The organism is Enterobacter sichuanensis, from assembly GCF_002939185.1.
Taxonomy (GTDB): Bacteria; Pseudomonadota; Gammaproteobacteria; order Enterobacterales; family Enterobacteriaceae; genus Enterobacter; species Enterobacter sichuanensis.
The window spans coordinates 20,905-37,765 of the sequence record NZ_POVL01000036.1 but is presented as its reverse complement, the minus strand read 5'-3'; the positions used below and the strand labels follow the sequence as shown (position 1 = coordinate 37,765).

The window sequence follows — 16,861 nt, the reverse complement described above, 5'->3', positions numbered from 1 at the left end:
CGATGCAAAACGCATTCAAAGCGGCACTGCAGACAGGCCGCCCGCAAATTGGTTTATGGCTGGGGCTGACCAGCAGCTACAGCGCGGAATTACTGGCTGGCGCCGGCTTCGACTGGCTGCTGATCGACGGCGAACATGCGCCGAACAGCGTGCAGACCGTCTTAACCCAGCTGCAGGCCATCGCCCCTTATCCGAGCCAGCCGGTGGTCCGCCCGTCGTGGAACGATCCGGTGCAGATCAAACAGCTGCTGGATGTGGGGGCACAAACCCTGCTGGTGCCGATGGTGCAAAACGCCGACGAGGCCCGTCTGGCGGTACGCGCGACGCGCTATCCGCCCGCGGGCATTCGCGGGGTGGGCAGCGCTCTGGCGCGCGCCTCGCGCTGGAACCGCATTCCGGACTACCTGCAGCAGGCTAACGACGCCATGTGCGTGCTGGTGCAAATCGAAACCCGCGAAGCGCTGAAAAACCTGCCGCAGATCCTGGACGTGGACGGCGTCGACGGGGTGTTTATCGGCCCGGCGGATCTCAGCGCCGACATGGGTTTTGCCGGCAATCCACAGCATCCGGAAGTGCAGGCCGCCATCGAACAGGCGATCGCGCAGATCCTCAGCGCCGGTAAAGCCCCCGGCATTCTGATGGCCAACGAGGCGCTGGCAAAACGCTATCTCGATCTCGGCGCGCGGTTTGTTGCCGTCGGCGTTGACACCACCCTGCTCGCCCGCGGCGCGGAAGCGCTGGCGGCACGTTTTATCGAAAACCCGGTTACGTCAGTTAATAACAATAAATCCATCTACTAAACGTAAGATCTGGAGCGCATCATGACGACCTCTACCCTGCAAAATAATCACGCTGTTGAACAGCGCGCCATTAACAAACTGTTCCGGCGTTTGATCGTCTTTCTCTTTATCCTGTTTGTCTTCTCGTTTCTCGATCGCATCAACATCGGCTTTGCCGGGCTGACGATGGGTAAAGATCTGGGCCTGACCTCCACCATGTTTGGCCTGGCCGCGACGCTGTTTTACGTCACCTACGTGCTGTGCGGCATCCCGAGCAACATCATGCTGGCAAAGATCGGCGCACGTCGCTGGATCGCCGGGATCATGGTGGTATGGGGGATCGCCTCCACCTGCACCATGTTCGCCACCAGCCCGGAAACGCTCTACGTGCTGCGCATGCTGGTGGGCATTGCCGAAGCCGGTTTCCTGCCGGGGATCCTGGTGTATCTCACCTGGTGGTTCCCGGCGTATCACCGCGCCCGCGCCAACGCGCTGTTTATGATCGCCATGCCGGTGACCATGATGCTCGGCTCGATCCTCTCCGGCTACATTCTGGCGATGGACGGGCTGTGGAACCTGAAAGGCTGGCAGTGGTTATTCCTGCTGGAGGGGCTGCCGTCCGTGGTGCTCGGCGTGGTGACCTGGTTTTACCTCAACGACACGCCGGATCAGGCCAGCTGGCTGGATGATGACGAGAAACGGGCGCTGAAAACGATGATCGCCCGCGAGCAGGAGGTCGCCATTGCCCGCCCCGTCACGCCGAAATCAACGCTGCGCGAGGTGCTGACCCCGGCGGTGCTTCTCTACACGCTGGCCTATTTCTGCCTGACCAACACGCTGAGCGCGATCAACATCTGGACGCCGCAGATCCTGCAAAGCTTTAACACCGGCAGCAGCAATATCGTGATTGGCCTGCTGGCGGCGATCCCGCAATTTTGTACCATCCTCGGGATGATCTGGTGGAGCCGCCGTTCAGACAGGCTGAAAGAGCGAAAAAAGCACACCATCCTGCCGTACCTGTTTGCGGCGGCGGGATGGATGCTGGCCTCGGCCACCGATCACAGCCTGATCCAACTGCTTGGCATCATCATGGCCTCAACCGGATCGTTTACCGCCATGGCGATATTCTGGACCACGCCGGATCGGGTCATTAGCCTGCAGTCCCGCGCGGTGGCGCTGGCGGTGATCAACGCCATCGGCAACGTCGGTTCTGCCGTCAGCCCGCTGCTGATTGGCATCCTGCGCGACGCCACCGGCAGCTTCAGCTCCGGGTTGTGGTTTGTGGCCGGGCTGCTGGTGGTCGGCGCGCTGGTGCTGATGCGCATCCCGATGACGCTGCGGGATCAACAGAGGAACGATCATGTGCCAGAGCCCTATCGCCAACATTGATATCAGCAAGGAGTACGACGAAAGTCTGGGCACCGACGATGTGCACTACCAGTCTTTCGCCCGCATGGCGGCCTTTTTTGGCCGCGACATGCAGGCGCATCGTCACGACCAGTACTTTCAGATGCACTTTCTCGATACCGGGCAGATTGAGCTGCAGCTCGACGATCACCGCTATTCGGTGCAGGCCCCGCTGTTCGTCCTCACGCCGCCGTCGGTGCCGCACGCGTTTATCACCGAATCCGACAGTGACGGTCACGTCCTGACGGTGCGCGAGGATCTGATCTGGCCGCTGCTGGAAGTGCTCTACCCCGGCACGCGGGAGGCGTTTGGCCTGCCGGGGATCTGCCTCTCGCTGGCGGATAAGCCGGACGAGCTGGCGGCGCTCAGGCACTACTGGCAGCTGATTGCCCGGGAATCCACGGAGCAGCTGCCCGGTCGTGAGCATACCCTGGTCCTGCTGGCGCAGGCGGTTTTCACCCTGCTGCTGCGCAACGCGAAGCTCGACGACCACGCGTCAGGCGGCATGCGCGGCGAGTTAAAGCTGTTCCAGCGCTTTACCCAGCTGATTGATGCCCACTACCACCAGCACTGGACGGTGCCGGAATATGCCAGCGAGCTGCACCTGACCGAATCCCGCCTGACCGATATCTGCCGCCGCTTCGCCAACCGTCCGCCGAAGCGGCTGATCTTCGACCGGCAGCTGCGTGAAGCGAGGCGGCTGCTGCTCTTCTCCGACAGCGCGGTCAGCGAGATTGCCTGGCAGCTGGGGTTTAAGGATCCGGCCTATTTTGCCCGCTTTTTTAACCGCTTAGTGGGGTGCTCGCCAAGCGCGTACCGGGCGCAGAAAGTACCGGTTTCCCCTCACCCCGGCCCTCTCCCCATAGGGGAGAGGGTGTAATTGTTCCCTCTCCCCTATGGGGAGAGGGTTAGGGTGAGGGGACAACGATCACAAATCCCTTCTCCACCCGAAAAGTACCTGCCGTTGTCCCAAACGTCCCTTCACCTCCCGCCCCTCTCAGGCTTCAATTAAACAACAAAAACAAAACATAAATTTAACAACCCGATTCCGATACGAGGTCCCTATGAAGCCTGAAGAGTTCCGCGCTGACGCCAAACGCCCGTTAACCGGTGAAGAGTATTTAAAAAGCCTGCAGGACGGGCGCGAGATTTACATCTACGGCGAGCGCGTCAAAGACGTCACCACCCATCCGGCGTTTCGCAATGCGGCGGCGTCCATCGCACAAATGTACGACGCGCTGCACAAGCCGGAGATGCAGGACACGCTGTGCTGGGGCACCGACACCGGCAGCGGCGGCTACACCCATAAATTCTTCCGGGTGGCAAAAAGCGCCGACGATCTGCGCCAGCAGCGCGACGCCATTGCCGAGTGGTCACGCCTGAGCTACGGCTGGATGGGCCGCACGCCGGACTACAAGGCCGCGTTCGGCTGCGCCCTCGGCGCCAACCCAACCTTCTATGGCCAGTTCGAGCAGAACGCCCGCAACTGGTACACCCGCATTCAGGAAAGCGGCCTGTACTTCAACCACGCCATTGTTAACCCGCCCATCGACCGCCACAAACCGGCGGACGAGGTGAAAGACGTCTACATCAAGCTGGAGAAAGAGACCGATGCCGGGATCATCGTCAGCGGGGCGAAAGTGGTGGCCACCAACTCGGCGCTGACCCACTACAACATGATCGGCTTTGGCTCCGCGCAGGTGATGGGGGAAAACCCGGACTTCGCGCTGATGTTCGTCGCGCCGATGGATGCCGAGGGCGTGAAGCTGATCTCCCGCGCTTCTTACGAGATGGTGGCAGGCGCAACCGGCTCGCCGTATGACTACCCGCTCTCCAGCCGCTTCGACGAGAACGACGCGATCCTGGTGATGGATCACGTGCTGATCCCGTGGGAAAACGTGCTGATCTACCGCGATTTCGACCGCTGCCGTCGCTGGACAATGGAGGGCGGCTTTGCCCGCATGTACCCGCTGCAGGCCTGCGTGCGTCTGGCGGTAAAACTCGACTTCATCACCGCCCTGCTGAAGAAATCCCTGGAGTGCACCGGTACCCTGGAGTTCCGCGGCGTACAGGCGGATCTCGGCGAAGTGGTGGCCTGGCGCAACATGTTCTGGGCGCTGAGCGACTCCATGTGTTCCGAAGCCACCCCGTGGGTCAACGGCGCGTATCTGCCGGATCACGCCGCGCTGCAAACTTACCGCGTGATGGCGCCGATGGCCTACGCGAAGATCAAGAACATCATCGAGCGTAACGTGACGTCCGGGCTTATCTACCTGCCGTCCAGCGCGCGGGATCTGAACAACCCGCAGATCGACCAGTACCTGGCGAAATACGTGCGCGGCTCTAACGGCATGGATCACGTCGAACGCATCAAGATTTTGAAGCTGATGTGGGATGCCATCGGCAGCGAGTTTGGCGGCCGTCACGAGCTGTATGAGATCAACTACTCCGGTAGCCAGGATGAAATCCGCCTGCAGTGTCTGCGCCAGGCGCAGAGCTCCGGCAACATGGACAAGATGATGGCGATGGTCGACCGCTGCATGTCCGAGTACGACCAACACGGCTGGACGGTGCCGCACCTGCACAACAACAGCGATATCAACATGCTGGATAAGCTGCTGAAATAATGCAGCGGGAGGTTATCATGCAATCAGAACAACGCCTGCGTTTTCGCGACGCTATGGCCAGCCTGTCGGCCGCGGTCAATGTGGTGACCACCGAGGGTGAGGCAGGCCGCTGCGGCATTACCGCCACCGCCGTCTGCTCGGTCACGGACACCCCGCCGTCGGTGATGGTGTGCATCAACGCCAACAGCGCCATGAATCCGGTATTTCAGGGTAACGGCAGGCTGTGCGTTAACGTGCTGAACCATGAGCAGGAGATCATGGCTCGCCATTTCGCAGGGATGACCGGTATGGCGATGGAGGAGCGCTTTGCCCTCTCCTGCTGGCAAAAAGGCCCGCTGGCGCAGCCGGTGCTGAAGGGCGCGCTGGCAAGCCTGGAAGGCGAGATTAGCCAGGTGCAAACCATCGGCACGCATCTTGTTTATCTTGTTGAAATTAAAAACATCATTCTGAGTGACGCGGGACACGGCCTGATCTACTTCAGACGCCGTTTCCACCCGGTCATGCTGGAGACGGAAGTCGCCGTGTAATCCCCTTCGCGCTGGCCTTTTTACCGGCCAGCGCCGCTTTCTACAAAAACTCCTAAGGTTTCCGCTAAATCACGCCGTTATATAACCATAAGATAAATTTTCTGTGCCTGAATACTGACACCGCGTGTCAGTGCACCCGCATCATTCAGCGCATACCTCAATATACAGGAAGACCTTATGGCTAAAACGACGCGGAGCCGCTCGGCTGAACGTCTGGTCGATATTCTCCTTGAACTACATTTAAACGGTGTGGTAAATCGCAGTGCGCTAATGGAGAAATTTAATATTACCGAACGTACCGTCTACCGGGATTTAAATGCCCTTTCTCCGATTGTAGAACATACCGGTAATGGGCTATATCGACTGATCCACTCTGCACAATCGCCCGGCGGGCAAGGCTTACACCACACCCTTGCTAACTTCCTGAATGCTGACAGCTTTTTCCCTGACAGAAATACGGAGTTCTGGCAGAAGCTGGAAACGCGCGTCGACGAAAACCATATTCTTATTCTTGCAAATGAAGCCGAACACACGGTACAACGCGATATTCGCCGCCATTTAACGAAAATCGAGAAATCGATTAAAAACCATAATGTTTGCCAGATAGTTTATAAGGGTAAAACCCGGCTGATTAATCCCTATAAACTCATTAACAAAAAAAATATATGGTATTTACAGGCTACCGAAAATAGCCACCTGAAATCCTTCTCGTTGAGCCAGATTAGCTGGTTTGATATTCAGAAAACGACATTCACCCCGGAAGAAAATGTCCTTGAGCTGCTGGAGAAAAGCCCCGACCCCTGGGTATCTGAAGATACTTTCGCAGTGAAAATATTTATCAAAGATAATATTTCACATTACTTCCTGCGCCGGGATCTTCTCCCGGAACAGGAACTGCTGGAGGAGCAGCAGGACGGCGTCACGCTGCGCTGCCAGGCGGCGCACGAGAACCAGATCCTGCCGCTGCTGTTCTACTGGCTGCCCAATATTCAGATCCTGGAACCGAACTGGCTGAAGGAAAAACTGCTCAGAACGCTGGAGGGCTACCTGGCCGTGGAGCGTAACCCGAATAATCAAGTGATCTCAATCACATAATTTCGCCCACTGGCGGCGAGCTGGAACCGCTCGCCGCCCTCTTTGACCGCTCACCCGGCACTTTCTACCACTCATTCACTTACCCTCCCTTACGCGCGCGACGTTCTGGCACGATCGCTCCAGCATTAATCACCACCTCCTCACAACGAACCCTGACCCTTTTTTCGTTACATAAAAAACCAGGTCTTACTATGGATACTAAAAAACTACTGAAGCACGTGCCCTGGGCCTTACTCGGGATCCTCGGCGCTTTTTGTCTGGCGGTTGTCGCACTACGCCGGGGCGAACACGTAAGCGCCCTGTGGATCGTGGTCGCGTCGGTTTCCGTCTATCTTGTGGCTTATCGCTACTACAGCTTGTACATCGCGCAGAAGGTCATGAAGCTCGACCCGACGCGTGCCACCCCGGCGGTCATTAACAATGACGGCCTGAACTACGTACCCACCAACCGCTACGTGCTGTTTGGGCACCACTTTGCCGCTATCGCCGGCGCAGGTCCGCTCGTCGGTCCGGTGCTGGCCGCGCAGATGGGCTACCTGCCGGGCACCCTGTGGCTGCTCGCTGGCGTGGTGCTGGCCGGTGCGGTGCAGGACTTTATGGTGCTGTTTATCTCTTCGCGCCGTAACGGCGCCTCTCTGGGTGAGATGGTCAAAGAAGAGATGGGCCGCGTACCGGGGACTATCGCCCTGTTCGGCTGCTTCCTGATTATGATCATCATCCTTGCGGTGCTGGCGTTAATCGTGGTGAAAGCGCTGGCCGAAAGTCCGTGGGGGGTCTTCACCGTCTGCTCAACCGTGCCGATTGCGCTGTTCATGGGGATCTACATGCGCTTTATCCGTCCGGGCCGCGTGGGTGAAGTGTCGGTCATTGGTATTGTGCTGCTGGTCGCCTCCATCTACTTCGGCGGCGTGATTGCGCACGACCCTTACTGGGGCCCGGCGCTGACCTTCAAGGACACGACGATTACCTTCGCGCTGATTGGCTATGCGTTTATCTCCGCGCTGCTGCCGGTCTGGCTGATTCTGGCCCCGCGTGACTACCTGGCCACCTTCCTGAAAATCGGCGTGATCGTCGGTCTGGCTATCGGGATTGTGATCATCAACCCTGAACTGAAAATGCCAGCAGTGACGCAGTACATCGATGGTACCGGTCCGCTGTGGAAAGGCGCCCTGTTCCCGTTCCTGTTCATCACCATCGCCTGTGGTGCGGTCTCTGGCTTCCACGCCTTGATCTCATCCGGTACCACGCCTAAGCTGCTGGCGAACGAGAAAGACGCGCGTCTGATCGGCTACGGTGCCATGTTGATGGAGTCTTTCGTGGCGATCATGGCGCTGGTTGCCGCGTCCATCATCGAACCGGGTCTTTACTTCGCAATGAACACCCCGCCGGCGGGTCTGGGCATCACTATGCCAAACCTGCACGAGATGGGCGGTGACAACGCGGCGCTGATCATGGCGCAGCTGAAAGACGCCAGCGCACACGCGGCGGCGACCGTCAGCTCCTGGGGCTTTGTGATTTCGCCTGAGCAGATCATGCAGACCGCGAAAGACATCGGCGAACCGTCCGTGCTGAACCGCGCCGGTGGCGCACCAACGCTGGCAGTGGGGATCGCACACGTGTTCCACAAAGTGCTGCCGTGGGCGGACATGGGCTTCTGGTACCACTTCGGTATTCTGTTCGAAGCGCTGTTCATCCTGACCGCGCTGGACGCCGGTACCCGTGCGGGTCGCTTTATGCTGCAGGACCTGCTGGGTAACTTCGTGCCGTTCCTGAAGAAAACCGACTCTCTGGTGGCAGGCATTCTCGGTACCGCGGGCTGCGTCGGCCTGTGGGGCTACCTGCTGTACCAGGGCGTTGTCGACCCGCTCGGCGGCGTGAAGAGCCTGTGGCCGCTGTTCGGTATCTCTAACCAGATGCTGGCCGCCGTGGCGCTGGTACTCGGCACCGTGGTGCTGGTGAAGATGAAGCGCACCAAATACATCTGGGTCACCGTCGTCCCTGCGCTGTGGCTGCTGCTCTGCACCACCTGGGCGCTTGGCCTGAAGCTGTTCAGCGCCAACCCGCAGCTGGAAGGTTTCTTCTTCATGGCCAACCAGTACAAAGAGAAGATTGCCGCAGGCGGCGCGGATCTGACCGCGCAGCAGATTGCCAACATGAACCATATCGTGGTGAACAACTACACCAACGCGGGTCTGAGCATTCTGTTCCTGGTGGTGGTGTACAGCATCATCTTCTATGGCATCAAAACCTGGCTGAAGGTGCGTAACGCTGAAGGTCGTACGGATAAAGAAACCCCGTACGTGCCGGTGCCGGAAGGCGGCGTGAAGACCTCTTCACACCATTAATCCAGCCTGTAACCGTAGGCCCGGTAAGCGTAGCGCCACCGGGCTTTTTCTATCTGGAACCCACAATGTTTGGTAACTTAGGCGAAGCAAAAAAATACCTCGGTCAGGCGGCAAAAATGCTGATTGGTATTCCGGACTATGACAACTACGTTGAGCATATGAAGACCAACCATCCGGATAAGCCGTACATGACCTACACTGAATTCTTCCGCGAGCGGCAAGAAGCGCGCTACGGCGGAAGTGGAGAAGGCGGCGTCCGCTGCTGCTAAAGGAGAGACCATGACCCCGATTGCCGTCACCCTGTTGACCGGTTTCCTCGGCGCCGGTAAAACCACCCTGCTGCGCCACATTCTGAACGAGCAGCATGGCTTCAAAATCGCCGTCATCGAAAACGAGTTCGGCGAAGTCTCCGTTGATGACCAGCTGATTGGCGATCGCGCCACCCAGATCAAAACCCTGACCAACGGTTGTATCTGCTGCACCCGCTCTAACGAGCTGGAAGACGCCCTGCTGGATCTGCTCGACAGCCGCGATCGCGGGGAAATCGACTTCGACCGTCTGGTGATCGAGTGCACCGGCATGGCCGACCCGGGCCCGATTATTCAGACCTTTTTCTCCCACGACATTCTGTGCCAGCGCTACCTGCTGGACGGCGTGATTGCCCTGGTCGATGCGGTCCACGCCAACGACCAGATGAACCAGTTCACCATCGCCCAGTCTCAGGTGGGCTATGCCGACCGCATCCTGCTGACCAAAACCGACGTGGCCGGTGACAGCGAAAAACTTCGCGAACGCCTGGCGCGCATCAACTCCCGCGCGCCGGTTTACACCGTGACGCACGGCGATATCGATCTGTCTCTGCTGTTCAACACCAACGGCTTTATGCTGGAGGAGAACGTCACCGCGAAACCGCGCTTCCACTTTATGGGCGATAAGCAAAACGATGTGGCATCGATTGTGGTGGAGCTGGACTACCCGGTGGACATCAGCGAGGTCTCCCGCGTTATGGAGAACCTGCTGCTGTCGTTTGCCGACAAGCTGCTGCGCTACAAGGGAATGTTGTGGATTGAGGGCGAGCCGAACCGCCTGCTGTTCCAGGGCGTACAGCGCCTGTACAGCGCCGACTGGGACAGACCGTGGGGCGAAGAAGCGCCGCACAGCGTGATGGTGTTTATCGGTATACAGTTGCCGGAAGAGGAGATTCGGGCGGCTTTTGCGGGTCTGAAGAAATAGCCTCCCCCGCTTAACTATGCGCTCCGAACAATCCCCTCTCCCCTGTGGGGAGAGGGGTGAGCGGTAAACTTATTTCATCGCCTCCGGCAGCGTCACAATCCACAGCTCGCTGTCGGACTCCGGCTTCTTCAGCGGCTTCACGCTGAGCGTGGTTTCAACCGGTTTATCATCAAGCGTCAGCTTGCCTTCCGCGTTCACCCGATAATCCTTGAGCTTATTGCCTTCCACCGGGTTTTGCATCGCCACCTTCACGCCAAAGTCGTTATCGTTCGCCACCGCCAACGTTTTGCTGTCGATCAGCGCCAGCCCTTCAGCCTTTTCCTGCTGCCAGCCCAGGGCGCGGAGATCGACTACCTGCGTTTTTGCCGCAAGGGTAATGCCGCGCTGCGCCAGAGTTTTCTCATCATCAAACTCCGGGTACTCGCCCGGCTTGTCGAAGGTGGCCAGATCGCTTGCCTTGCTGAGATCCACCTTGTAAATCAGGTTACGCATCCCGTCGTTTTTATCACTGCCCTGCTCAATCAGCAGGATGTGCTGGTTATCGAGCGCCACGATGTCGCCGATTTTGGCGTCGCTGTTTTTGTCATAGGCCGCGCTGTCGATGGGGTAGCCGTACATCGCGGTTTTGCCGGTCGCCGGGTCGAAGCTCACCAGACGCGTAAACAGCGCCTGCTTTTTGCTCTTACCGTCGATATCCAGCGTGCTTTGTACGGCGGCGATAATCCGCCCGTCCGGCATCCGGGTCAGGCCTTCGAAGCCCCGGTTCGGCTGGCGCCATTTAATGATGTTTGGCAGACCGCCGGCGATGGATTTCTCCCCTTCAGCCGCCTGCGGCCCGTGGATCGCCAGGATCTTCCCTTTGCTGTCGACGTTAATCAGGAACGGGCCATACTCATCGCACAGCCAGTAGCCGCCTTTGCCGTCCGGCGTGATGCCTTCCGTATCCAGCCCGCGGTTGTCACCCTTGAGCGTCTTTAACGTGTCGCTGAATGCCACTTCATTGGTGGAGCCAATCACGCCGCTTTGTAGCGGCAGACCGTTAATCTCGCCTTTATCGTCATGCAGCGGGCGGGCATCAACAGCCTCCGCTTTGCCGTTCTGGACGCGAATGGTCATCAGCAGCGGCGCGAAATCCGGCGTGACAAATATTTTGGCTTCGTTTTTACCCATTTTTGGCGCATCGGCGTTGGGACCGCGATCGGTCACGGTCGCAAACGTCAGGGCATCACCCTGCTTGCCCGTAAACAGCAGGCCAGAACCAATCCCCACCGGGAGCCCGTTCGGGAATGCATCGGCAAACGCGCCGCTGTATTTCACATGTGAGCCGTCAGGGAAGCTGACGACGTAGCGCTCAGCGGTAGGCTGTGCCGCCAGGCCAGAGAAAGAGAGCGCACAACCGATAAGTGCAGGAATAATTTTTCTTTTCATATTGTTAGTGTCCAGTGAGTGAAGCCAACAACGTAAAGAATAAACGTGTCAGAAAAATGACATGGAAAGGCAACCGGCCTGCGCGAGGGAATGTATATTCATCGCCCGGAAATGTAAGATTGTGTTGTATTATGTTACATCAGAAATACTTCTGGAAATTATTAGAAACTCCATTAATTCACCTCTCATCACTTTCCCTTCCTCGTTCAGTTTGTGTTTAGTCAAAAAATTAAACGGTTCCTAAATGCCTGAACATCACGCGTTGACACCCTGACAACCAAACATCGATGCAACATTTCAAATAAAAAAAATTAACAACACCAGCATAAAAAATCGACCCTCGTCACATTTGCAGTCATAAACGTCACTTGTTAAGGTGCGCCCAGATTAATTTAATGACGAGGCATAAAACATGAAAAAACTGAATATCCTTCTTCTTTCTGCTCTGGCTGCCGTATCAGGTTCCGCACTGGCAATGGGCGGCACCGTTGAGCAGGGTAAAAACTTTACTAACCTCAATCTGGAAATGGGTAAATCCTCCTCCGGTGTTTATCTGGAAAGCAACTGGCTTAAAAACACCGCCGACGGTACCCAGACCGGCGGCGTTGGCGCAGGCTACAACCTGGAAGTGGGACCGGTGATGCTGAATGCGGGCGCGAAGGCAATCTACCTCGGCCCGAAAAAAGGCGATAACGGCGTGGCCTTCCCGATTGGCGGCGGCGTAAATGTTGCGCTGACCGACAGCATCCACGTGTATGGTGAAGGCTATGCTGCTCCAGAAGGGCTGAATAACAGCGTGAAAAACTACGTCGAAGCCAACGGCGGCGTAAACTGGACGCCGATCACGCCAGTGACTCTGAAAGTGGGTTACCGCCACGTGAGCGTTGATGGTAAAGACGGTCGTCCTGGCCACACGCTGATTGACGGCGCATATGTGGGCGGTGGAGTCACCTTCTAAGCCTGCGAAGAGACAAAAAAACCTGCCATCTGGCAGGTTTTTTGACCTCTTACTTACGCACGACCACCAGCTTCTGGTTCACAAACTCTTTGATTCCCAGATCCGACAGCTCGCGCCCATAGCCTGAACGCTTCACGCCGCCGAATGGCAGCTCTGGCGCGGTATCGGTGAGCCAGTTGATGTACACCATCCCGGTCTCAATCCGCGACGCCATGTTCTTCGCGCGCTCAATATCACGGCTGAACACCGCGCCGCCCAGGCCGTAGTGGGAGTCGTTCGCCAGCGCGACCGCCTCGTCATCGTTTTTCACCTCATACATCTGCGCAACCGGGCCAAAGAACTCCTCGAAGTACGCGGGATTATCACGCGAGATATTCGTCAGGATCGTCGGTTCGAAGAAGCACCCCTCACGCTGCACCGGCTTGCCGCCGTAGTGTAATGTGGCACCGTTTTTCACCGCCTCGTTAACCTGTCTGGTCAGCGTATCGAGCGCATCTTTAGACGACAGCGGGCCCAGCGTGGTGCTTTCGTCCAGCGGATCGCCAATCTTCACCTGCTTAAATGCCTCGGTGAATTTGCTCAGGAAGGCATCTGCAATTTTCTCGTGCAGGATAAAGCGCTTCGCCGCGGTACAGACCTGCCCGGCGTTGTTGAGCCGCGCATTCACACCGATCTTCACGGCTTTCTCCAGGTCCGCATCATCGAGCACCACGAAGACATCGTTGCCGCCCAGCTCAAGGGTGGATTTCTTGATGTGCTTCGCTGCCTGCGCGGCCACCACGCTGCCGGCTTTTTCGGAACCAGTTAGCGCCGCGCCCTGCACGCGATCGTCGGCGATGATGTTCGCCACCTGATCGGAAGTGATAAACAGGTTGGTCCATGCCCCTTCCGGCGCGCCCGCCTCGCGCACCAGGTGGGCAAAGGCCTCGGCACAGTGCGGCACGATGCTGGCGTGCTTAACCAGCACAGGGTTACCCGCCGCCAGGTTTGGCGCCAGGACGCGCATCAGCTGATAATAAGGGAAGTTCCACGGCTCAACGGCCATCAGCACACCGACAGGGTGATGCTCCACCCACGCTTCCCCAAGTTCAGAATCGTACTTCACCGGGGCCAAAAACTGCTTTGCATTGTCGGCGTAATAGCGGGCAATCTGCGCGCACAGCTTTACCTCACTGCGACTCTGTTCGATGAGCTTACCCATCTCCTGGCTGGCGATTTTCGCCAGCTCCTCGGTGCGCTCGTCGATCAGGTCAGCAAGCTTATGCAGCACCGGCAGGCGCTGGCTGATGTCGCCTTTCGCCCATTCTGAATGGTAAAGCGCATCGGCCGCCTTCAGCGCCGCTTCAATATCCGCATCGGTATGGGAGGGGTATTCTTTGATGAGCTGGTTAGTGGCAGGATTTACTGTCTGATAAGCCATGTCGAATCTCCTTGTTTTACCGCTTAGGGTATTAAGGGTAGTCAACATGACTGGCTCTGAAGGTAAAGTTCGGTATATCCGGAGGGTTCTTAATGAAGCGCTGCCCGACAGTTCGCGGCCGTGGTATAAAACCTCCAGAAGGAGCGCCTATGACCGATACCCGACACATCCGCCAGACTTTTCACCGCGTCTCAGGCCTTGAGCGGCGCAGCACGTGGCAGAGCACGCAGGCGTACAAACGTCACTGTCATCCTCAGCTCTCCATCGGCGCGATTGTGGAAGGCCAGACCTGCTGCGTGTGTCATGGCAAAGAGTACATTCTTCACCCCGGGGAGCTCATTGTGATCCCGGCCTCTGCGCCGCACAGCTGCAACCCCGTCGCCGGCAAGCCGCGCAGCTATCACATGCTGTATATCGACACCGATCTTCCCGTGGCATTTCAGGTCATTCGCGACCCTGCGCTCTTTAAGCACTACCTTGCTATTGTGGAGACGATGTCTCCTGCCGCCGTGGAGACGCTGCTTTCTGCCCTTCCCCGCAGTGCGGATAACGCAGAGACGCTTCGCTCAACCAGCCAGCAGGTTCAGCAGGCGTTTCTTGCCAACCTGGCCGCACCGCCTTCGCTTGATGAACTCGCCCGACGATTTTCGCTGCGCAAGGAGACGCTGATCCGCACCTTCAGGCAGGACACCGGCCTGACGCCGGGCAGCTTCCTCAATATATCCCGCGTGGAGTACGCCAAAGCGCGGCTGCGCGCCGGGGATAATATTGCTGATGTCGGCTACCAGAGCGGGTTTGCCGACCAGAGCCATTTTCACAAGACCTTTGTCAGCTATACCGCCGCCACGCCGCGCCAGTACGCCACGGGCCGATCAATATCCGACAATAAATAGGTTTTGCAGCCCCGTATTCTGACCTCAGCTTTTCACACTGAGGTTGCTATGGAACTGTTATTCCCTTCCGCTTTTCTCGCCCTGGCGCTGGCGCATTTTGTTGCCCTGTTAAGCCCGGGTCCGGATTTCTTCCTGCTGGTGGGCTACGCCGCGCGCTACCGTCTGCGCGGCAGCGCGGGGCTGTGCTTCGGCATCGCCGCAGGCAACGGGGTGTACATCCTGCTGGTGATTATCGGCTGGAGTGCGCTGCGCCAGTTTGCGTGGCTGTTTACGCTTATCGAGCTTTGCGGGGCGCTGTACCTGCTGTGGACAGGTTCGCATCTGGTGCGCAGCCGCCCTCAAGTGCTGGCACTGAATGAAACCCATCAGCGCTTTCCCCCGCTGCGCAAGCAGCTCCTGCTGGGGCTCGGCTCGGCGCTGCTTAACCCGAAGAATGCGCTGTTTTATCTGGCGCTGATGACGGCGTTGCTGGGGCCGGACGTCACGCTGCTTCAGCAGTCGGCCTGCGGTCTCTGGATGGTGATGGTGGTGCTGGTATGGGATCTGGCGCTGGTGTCGCTGATGGGGTTGCCCGCGGTGCAACAGAGGCTTAGCCGTTCGCTCTGGTGGATTGAGCGCACGGCAGGGATGGTGCTGATGGGGTTTGGGGGATGGGTGCTGTGGCGGCTGCTATGAAAGGATTTTAAAGGGCTCTTCTTAAACGCCTAACCGATAATCCCAGTCATCCGAATGAATAACATTACCGTCACGATAGTGCCAGGTAATCTTTTCATAACGAAGCAGAACAAGTTCAAGGTGCCCCTGTTTTTCATGATAAGTCTCTTTCACATCATGCATCAATGAAAACAACGTGACGACCTTCACCGCTTCCAGCGTTATCGTGAAATAGATTTCTTCCTGACCGGCATCGTTGATTCTGTAAAGGTCGATAATCGCTTTCCTGAGTGTCCTTCCAGTGCTCAACGCTTTGTATAGCAGAACGCTTGAAGCATCAATTTCTTTCTCAATGAGAAAAGGACGATGCTGGCGTTTGCTCAACGCTCTGCCATTATGCAGGTCAGAGTTATAGTTTACGTTATGATAAAGTCCCAAAACCTCAATCTGGTTTTCACGGTCTTTAACTTTCACATTCCCTTTTATGATATTACCCGCATCGTCAGTTAATGACATATATCCCGGAATAGCCATTTACATATCCTTATCGAATGGAACAGAGTTTTCCACGGTTGCGATCATAACGGCGAGACATCTTTGCCCCTCAGGGCTTTTTATTTTAAACATCTCCCTGATTGAATCGACAAAAAGCTTATTGCTCTCTGCTTCTGTCTGCGGAAAATTAGCGAAAGCGCAGATTTGTTCAATAGTGAGCAACGGTTTATCATCTTTTAAGATCGCCAAAACGCCTGCAGGATTATGTGGGATAGCTTTAGAAAGCGCCGCCTTGAGATCTTCAGCTGTACTGGCGTCCACTCCGGGCTCAAGGGCGCTCGCTACGGCTAACCATGCCTGAGTTCCTTTACCTATCTCTGGAATGACATGTTTCCACCATTCTGACTCACCGTTATCATTTGAATCCATTTCACTTACAACGACCCTGGCTCCTTTGTCGTTTATCATTTGCAATATCTGTTCAGGCGTGTGGTTTTTAGCAATTAAACCCACCGGTAAGCATAAGAAGAATAGCGAAATAACATATTTCATTATCGCACCACCAGAATTGTGTCACCCGAATCATAAATCATATGGCGCTTGTCCTGGCCGTTCATAATGATGCAACCAGCTGATGCTGATCCTGGTGGCTGACCTTTTTTATCACCATGAATTTGAAAATGATCCCTACCAAAGGTATTGGTCCCGGCTATAGGCTCAAGAATAATGGCCTCTGCACTTTTATGATTATTCCACCCGGCGATAAAATAAATACCTCAGGGAATGGGGCCTCTGTTTCGTTGACTTTCACACTCAGGCTTATCTTTCGATTCACCCGCACCGCTGTAGCAGTTAGCGACAAACACACCATTATGGCTCAATACCCCCGTCGAAACTTTATACTCCCATGTCATCAATACCGTCTCCTTTTATAAATAGTCCTTTATCTTATGGCTAATGAGAGCGTTAAAATGGCTACAACGGTCACAAAACATTACGT

At 56.7% G+C, this 16,861-nt stretch carries 16 protein-coding genes; 12 read left to right on the top strand and 4 right to left on the bottom strand.

What is annotated here, in order from left to right:
• The first annotated feature begins 2 nt into the window (after positions 1 to 2).
• The 9 genes from hpaI (at position 3) to yjiA (ending at position 10,013) form a co-directional block, all read left to right on the top strand.
• Positions 3 to 800 carry a 4-hydroxy-2-oxoheptanedioate aldolase gene (gene hpaI / locus C5687_RS16110; RefSeq protein ID WP_095441756.1) on the top strand — a complete coding sequence of 266 codons (798 nt, stop codon included), beginning with the start codon at positions 3 to 5 and terminating at the stop codon, positions 798 to 800.
• A 21-nt stretch (positions 801 to 821) separates the two neighbouring features.
• Positions 822 to 2,168: a 4-hydroxyphenylacetate permease gene (hpaX, locus tag C5687_RS16105; protein ID WP_104557357.1), complete on the top strand. Its 1,347-nt coding sequence runs from the start codon at positions 822 to 824 to the stop codon at positions 2,166 to 2,168.
• Positions 2,140 to 3,066, top strand: a complete 927-nt coding sequence (hpaA, locus tag C5687_RS16100; protein ID WP_047957695.1) for a 4-hydroxyphenylacetate catabolism regulatory protein HpaA — start codon at positions 2,140 to 2,142, stop codon at positions 3,064 to 3,066. Before hpaX ends, hpaA begins: the two co-directional genes overlap by 29 nt.
• 184 nt (positions 3,067 to 3,250) lie before the next feature.
• Complete coding sequence (hpaB, locus tag C5687_RS16095; protein ID WP_025757441.1) at positions 3,251 to 4,813, top strand: 4-hydroxyphenylacetate 3-monooxygenase, oxygenase component; 1,563 nt, start codon at positions 3,251 to 3,253, stop codon at positions 4,811 to 4,813.
• 17 nt (positions 4,814 to 4,830) lie between these two features.
• Complete coding sequence (locus C5687_RS16090; RefSeq protein ID WP_025757440.1) at positions 4,831 to 5,340, top strand: 4-hydroxyphenylacetate 3-monooxygenase reductase subunit; 510 nt, start codon at positions 4,831 to 4,833, stop codon at positions 5,338 to 5,340.
• Between the two features lie 177 nt (positions 5,341 to 5,517).
• The gene (locus C5687_RS16085) at positions 5,518 to 6,435 is read left to right on the top strand and encodes a helix-turn-helix transcriptional regulator (protein WP_047957694.1); all 918 of its coding nucleotides are present in this window, start codon (positions 5,518 to 5,520) and stop codon (positions 6,433 to 6,435) included.
• A 191-nt stretch (positions 6,436 to 6,626) separates the two neighbouring features.
• On the top strand, positions 6,627 to 8,780 hold the full coding sequence (locus C5687_RS16080; protein WP_025757437.1) for a carbon starvation CstA family protein: 2,154 nt from the start codon (positions 6,627 to 6,629) through the stop codon (positions 8,778 to 8,780).
• Positions 8,781 to 8,845: 65 nt separating this feature from the next.
• Positions 8,846 to 9,049: a YbdD/YjiX family protein gene (locus C5687_RS16075; RefSeq protein WP_003856610.1), complete on the top strand. Its 204-nt coding sequence runs from the start codon at positions 8,846 to 8,848 to the stop codon at positions 9,047 to 9,049.
• Positions 9,050 to 9,059: 10 nt separating this feature from the next.
• A complete protein-coding gene (gene yjiA, locus C5687_RS16070; RefSeq protein ID WP_104557356.1) occupies positions 9,060 to 10,013 on the top strand; it encodes a GTPase in 954 nt (317 codons plus the stop codon).
• A gap of 69 nt (positions 10,014 to 10,082) precedes the next feature.
• Here the strand turns inward: yjiA and C5687_RS16065 are convergent, their stop codons facing one another.
• Positions 10,083 to 11,441, bottom strand: a complete 1,359-nt coding sequence (locus tag C5687_RS16065) for an esterase-like activity of phytase family protein (RefSeq protein ID WP_146086286.1) — start codon at positions 11,439 to 11,441, stop codon at positions 10,083 to 10,085.
• A 412-nt stretch (positions 11,442 to 11,853) separates the two neighbouring features.
• On the opposite strand from C5687_RS16065, the gene C5687_RS16060 reads away from it, so the two are divergent.
• Positions 11,854 to 12,399, top strand: a complete 546-nt coding sequence (locus C5687_RS16060) for a YfaZ family outer membrane protein (protein ID WP_104557354.1) — start codon at positions 11,854 to 11,856, stop codon at positions 12,397 to 12,399.
• A gap of 49 nt (positions 12,400 to 12,448) precedes the next feature.
• Here the strand turns inward: C5687_RS16060 and C5687_RS16055 are convergent, their stop codons facing one another.
• The gene (locus C5687_RS16055) at positions 12,449 to 13,819 is read right to left on the bottom strand and encodes an NAD-dependent succinate-semialdehyde dehydrogenase (protein ID WP_104557353.1); all 1,371 of its coding nucleotides are present in this window, start codon (positions 13,817 to 13,819) and stop codon (positions 12,449 to 12,451) included.
• 149 nt (positions 13,820 to 13,968) lie between these two features.
• Between C5687_RS16055 and C5687_RS16050 the strand changes: the two genes are divergently transcribed.
• Complete coding sequence (locus tag C5687_RS16050; RefSeq protein WP_104557352.1) at positions 13,969 to 14,712, top strand: AraC family transcriptional regulator; 744 nt, start codon at positions 13,969 to 13,971, stop codon at positions 14,710 to 14,712.
• Positions 14,713 to 14,760: 48 nt separating this feature from the next.
• The gene (locus C5687_RS16045) at positions 14,761 to 15,387 is read left to right on the top strand and encodes a LysE family translocator (protein ID WP_104557351.1); all 627 of its coding nucleotides are present in this window, start codon (positions 14,761 to 14,763) and stop codon (positions 15,385 to 15,387) included.
• Between the two features lie 21 nt (positions 15,388 to 15,408).
• On the opposite strand, the gene tssD is transcribed toward C5687_RS16045, so the two are convergent.
• Both tssD and C5687_RS16035 read right to left on the bottom strand, forming a co-directional pair.
• Positions 15,409 to 15,900 carry a type VI secretion system tube protein TssD gene (gene tssD, locus C5687_RS16040; protein WP_104557350.1) on the bottom strand — a complete coding sequence of 164 codons (492 nt, stop codon included), beginning with the start codon at positions 15,898 to 15,900 and terminating at the stop codon, positions 15,409 to 15,411.
• Positions 15,901 to 16,413: a hypothetical protein gene (locus C5687_RS16035; RefSeq protein WP_104557349.1), complete on the bottom strand. Its 513-nt coding sequence runs from the start codon at positions 16,411 to 16,413 to the stop codon at positions 15,901 to 15,903.
• Positions 16,414 to 16,861: the final 448 nt, after the last annotated feature.

What these genes read in the sequence shown, in the direction of transcription:
- hpaI (WP_095441756.1), top strand. Translation starts at nt 3, where the DNA reads ATGCAAAACGCATTCAAAGCGGCACTGCAGACAGGCCGCCCGCAAATT.
- hpaX (WP_104557357.1), top strand. Translation starts at nt 822, where the DNA reads ATGACGACCTCTACCCTGCAAAATAATCACGCTGTTGAACAGCGCGCC.
- hpaA (WP_047957695.1), top strand. Translation starts at nt 2,140, where the DNA reads ATGTGCCAGAGCCCTATCGCCAACATTGATATCAGCAAGGAGTACGAC.
- hpaB (WP_025757441.1), top strand. Translation starts at nt 3,251, where the DNA reads ATGAAGCCTGAAGAGTTCCGCGCTGACGCCAAACGCCCGTTAACCGGT.
- C5687_RS16090 (WP_025757440.1), top strand. Translation starts at nt 4,831, where the DNA reads ATGCAATCAGAACAACGCCTGCGTTTTCGCGACGCTATGGCCAGCCTG.
- C5687_RS16085 (WP_047957694.1), top strand. Translation starts at nt 5,518, where the DNA reads ATGGCTAAAACGACGCGGAGCCGCTCGGCTGAACGTCTGGTCGATATT.
- C5687_RS16080 (WP_025757437.1), top strand. Translation starts at nt 6,627, where the DNA reads ATGGATACTAAAAAACTACTGAAGCACGTGCCCTGGGCCTTACTCGGG.
- C5687_RS16075 (WP_003856610.1), top strand. Translation starts at nt 8,846, where the DNA reads ATGTTTGGTAACTTAGGCGAAGCAAAAAAATACCTCGGTCAGGCGGCA.
- yjiA (WP_104557356.1), top strand. Translation starts at nt 9,060, where the DNA reads ATGACCCCGATTGCCGTCACCCTGTTGACCGGTTTCCTCGGCGCCGGT.
- C5687_RS16065 (WP_146086286.1), bottom strand. Translation starts at nt 11,441, where the DNA reads ATGAAAAGAAAAATTATTCCTGCACTTATCGGTTGTGCGCTCTCTTTC.
- C5687_RS16060 (WP_104557354.1), top strand. Translation starts at nt 11,854, where the DNA reads ATGAAAAAACTGAATATCCTTCTTCTTTCTGCTCTGGCTGCCGTATCA.
- C5687_RS16055 (WP_104557353.1), bottom strand. Translation starts at nt 13,819, where the DNA reads ATGGCTTATCAGACAGTAAATCCTGCCACTAACCAGCTCATCAAAGAA.
- C5687_RS16050 (WP_104557352.1), top strand. Translation starts at nt 13,969, where the DNA reads ATGACCGATACCCGACACATCCGCCAGACTTTTCACCGCGTCTCAGGC.
- C5687_RS16045 (WP_104557351.1), top strand. Translation starts at nt 14,761, where the DNA reads ATGGAACTGTTATTCCCTTCCGCTTTTCTCGCCCTGGCGCTGGCGCAT.
- tssD (WP_104557350.1), bottom strand. Translation starts at nt 15,900, where the DNA reads ATGGCTATTCCGGGATATATGTCATTAACTGACGATGCGGGTAATATC.
- C5687_RS16035 (WP_104557349.1), bottom strand. Translation starts at nt 16,413, where the DNA reads ATGAAATATGTTATTTCGCTATTCTTCTTATGCTTACCGGTGGGTTTA.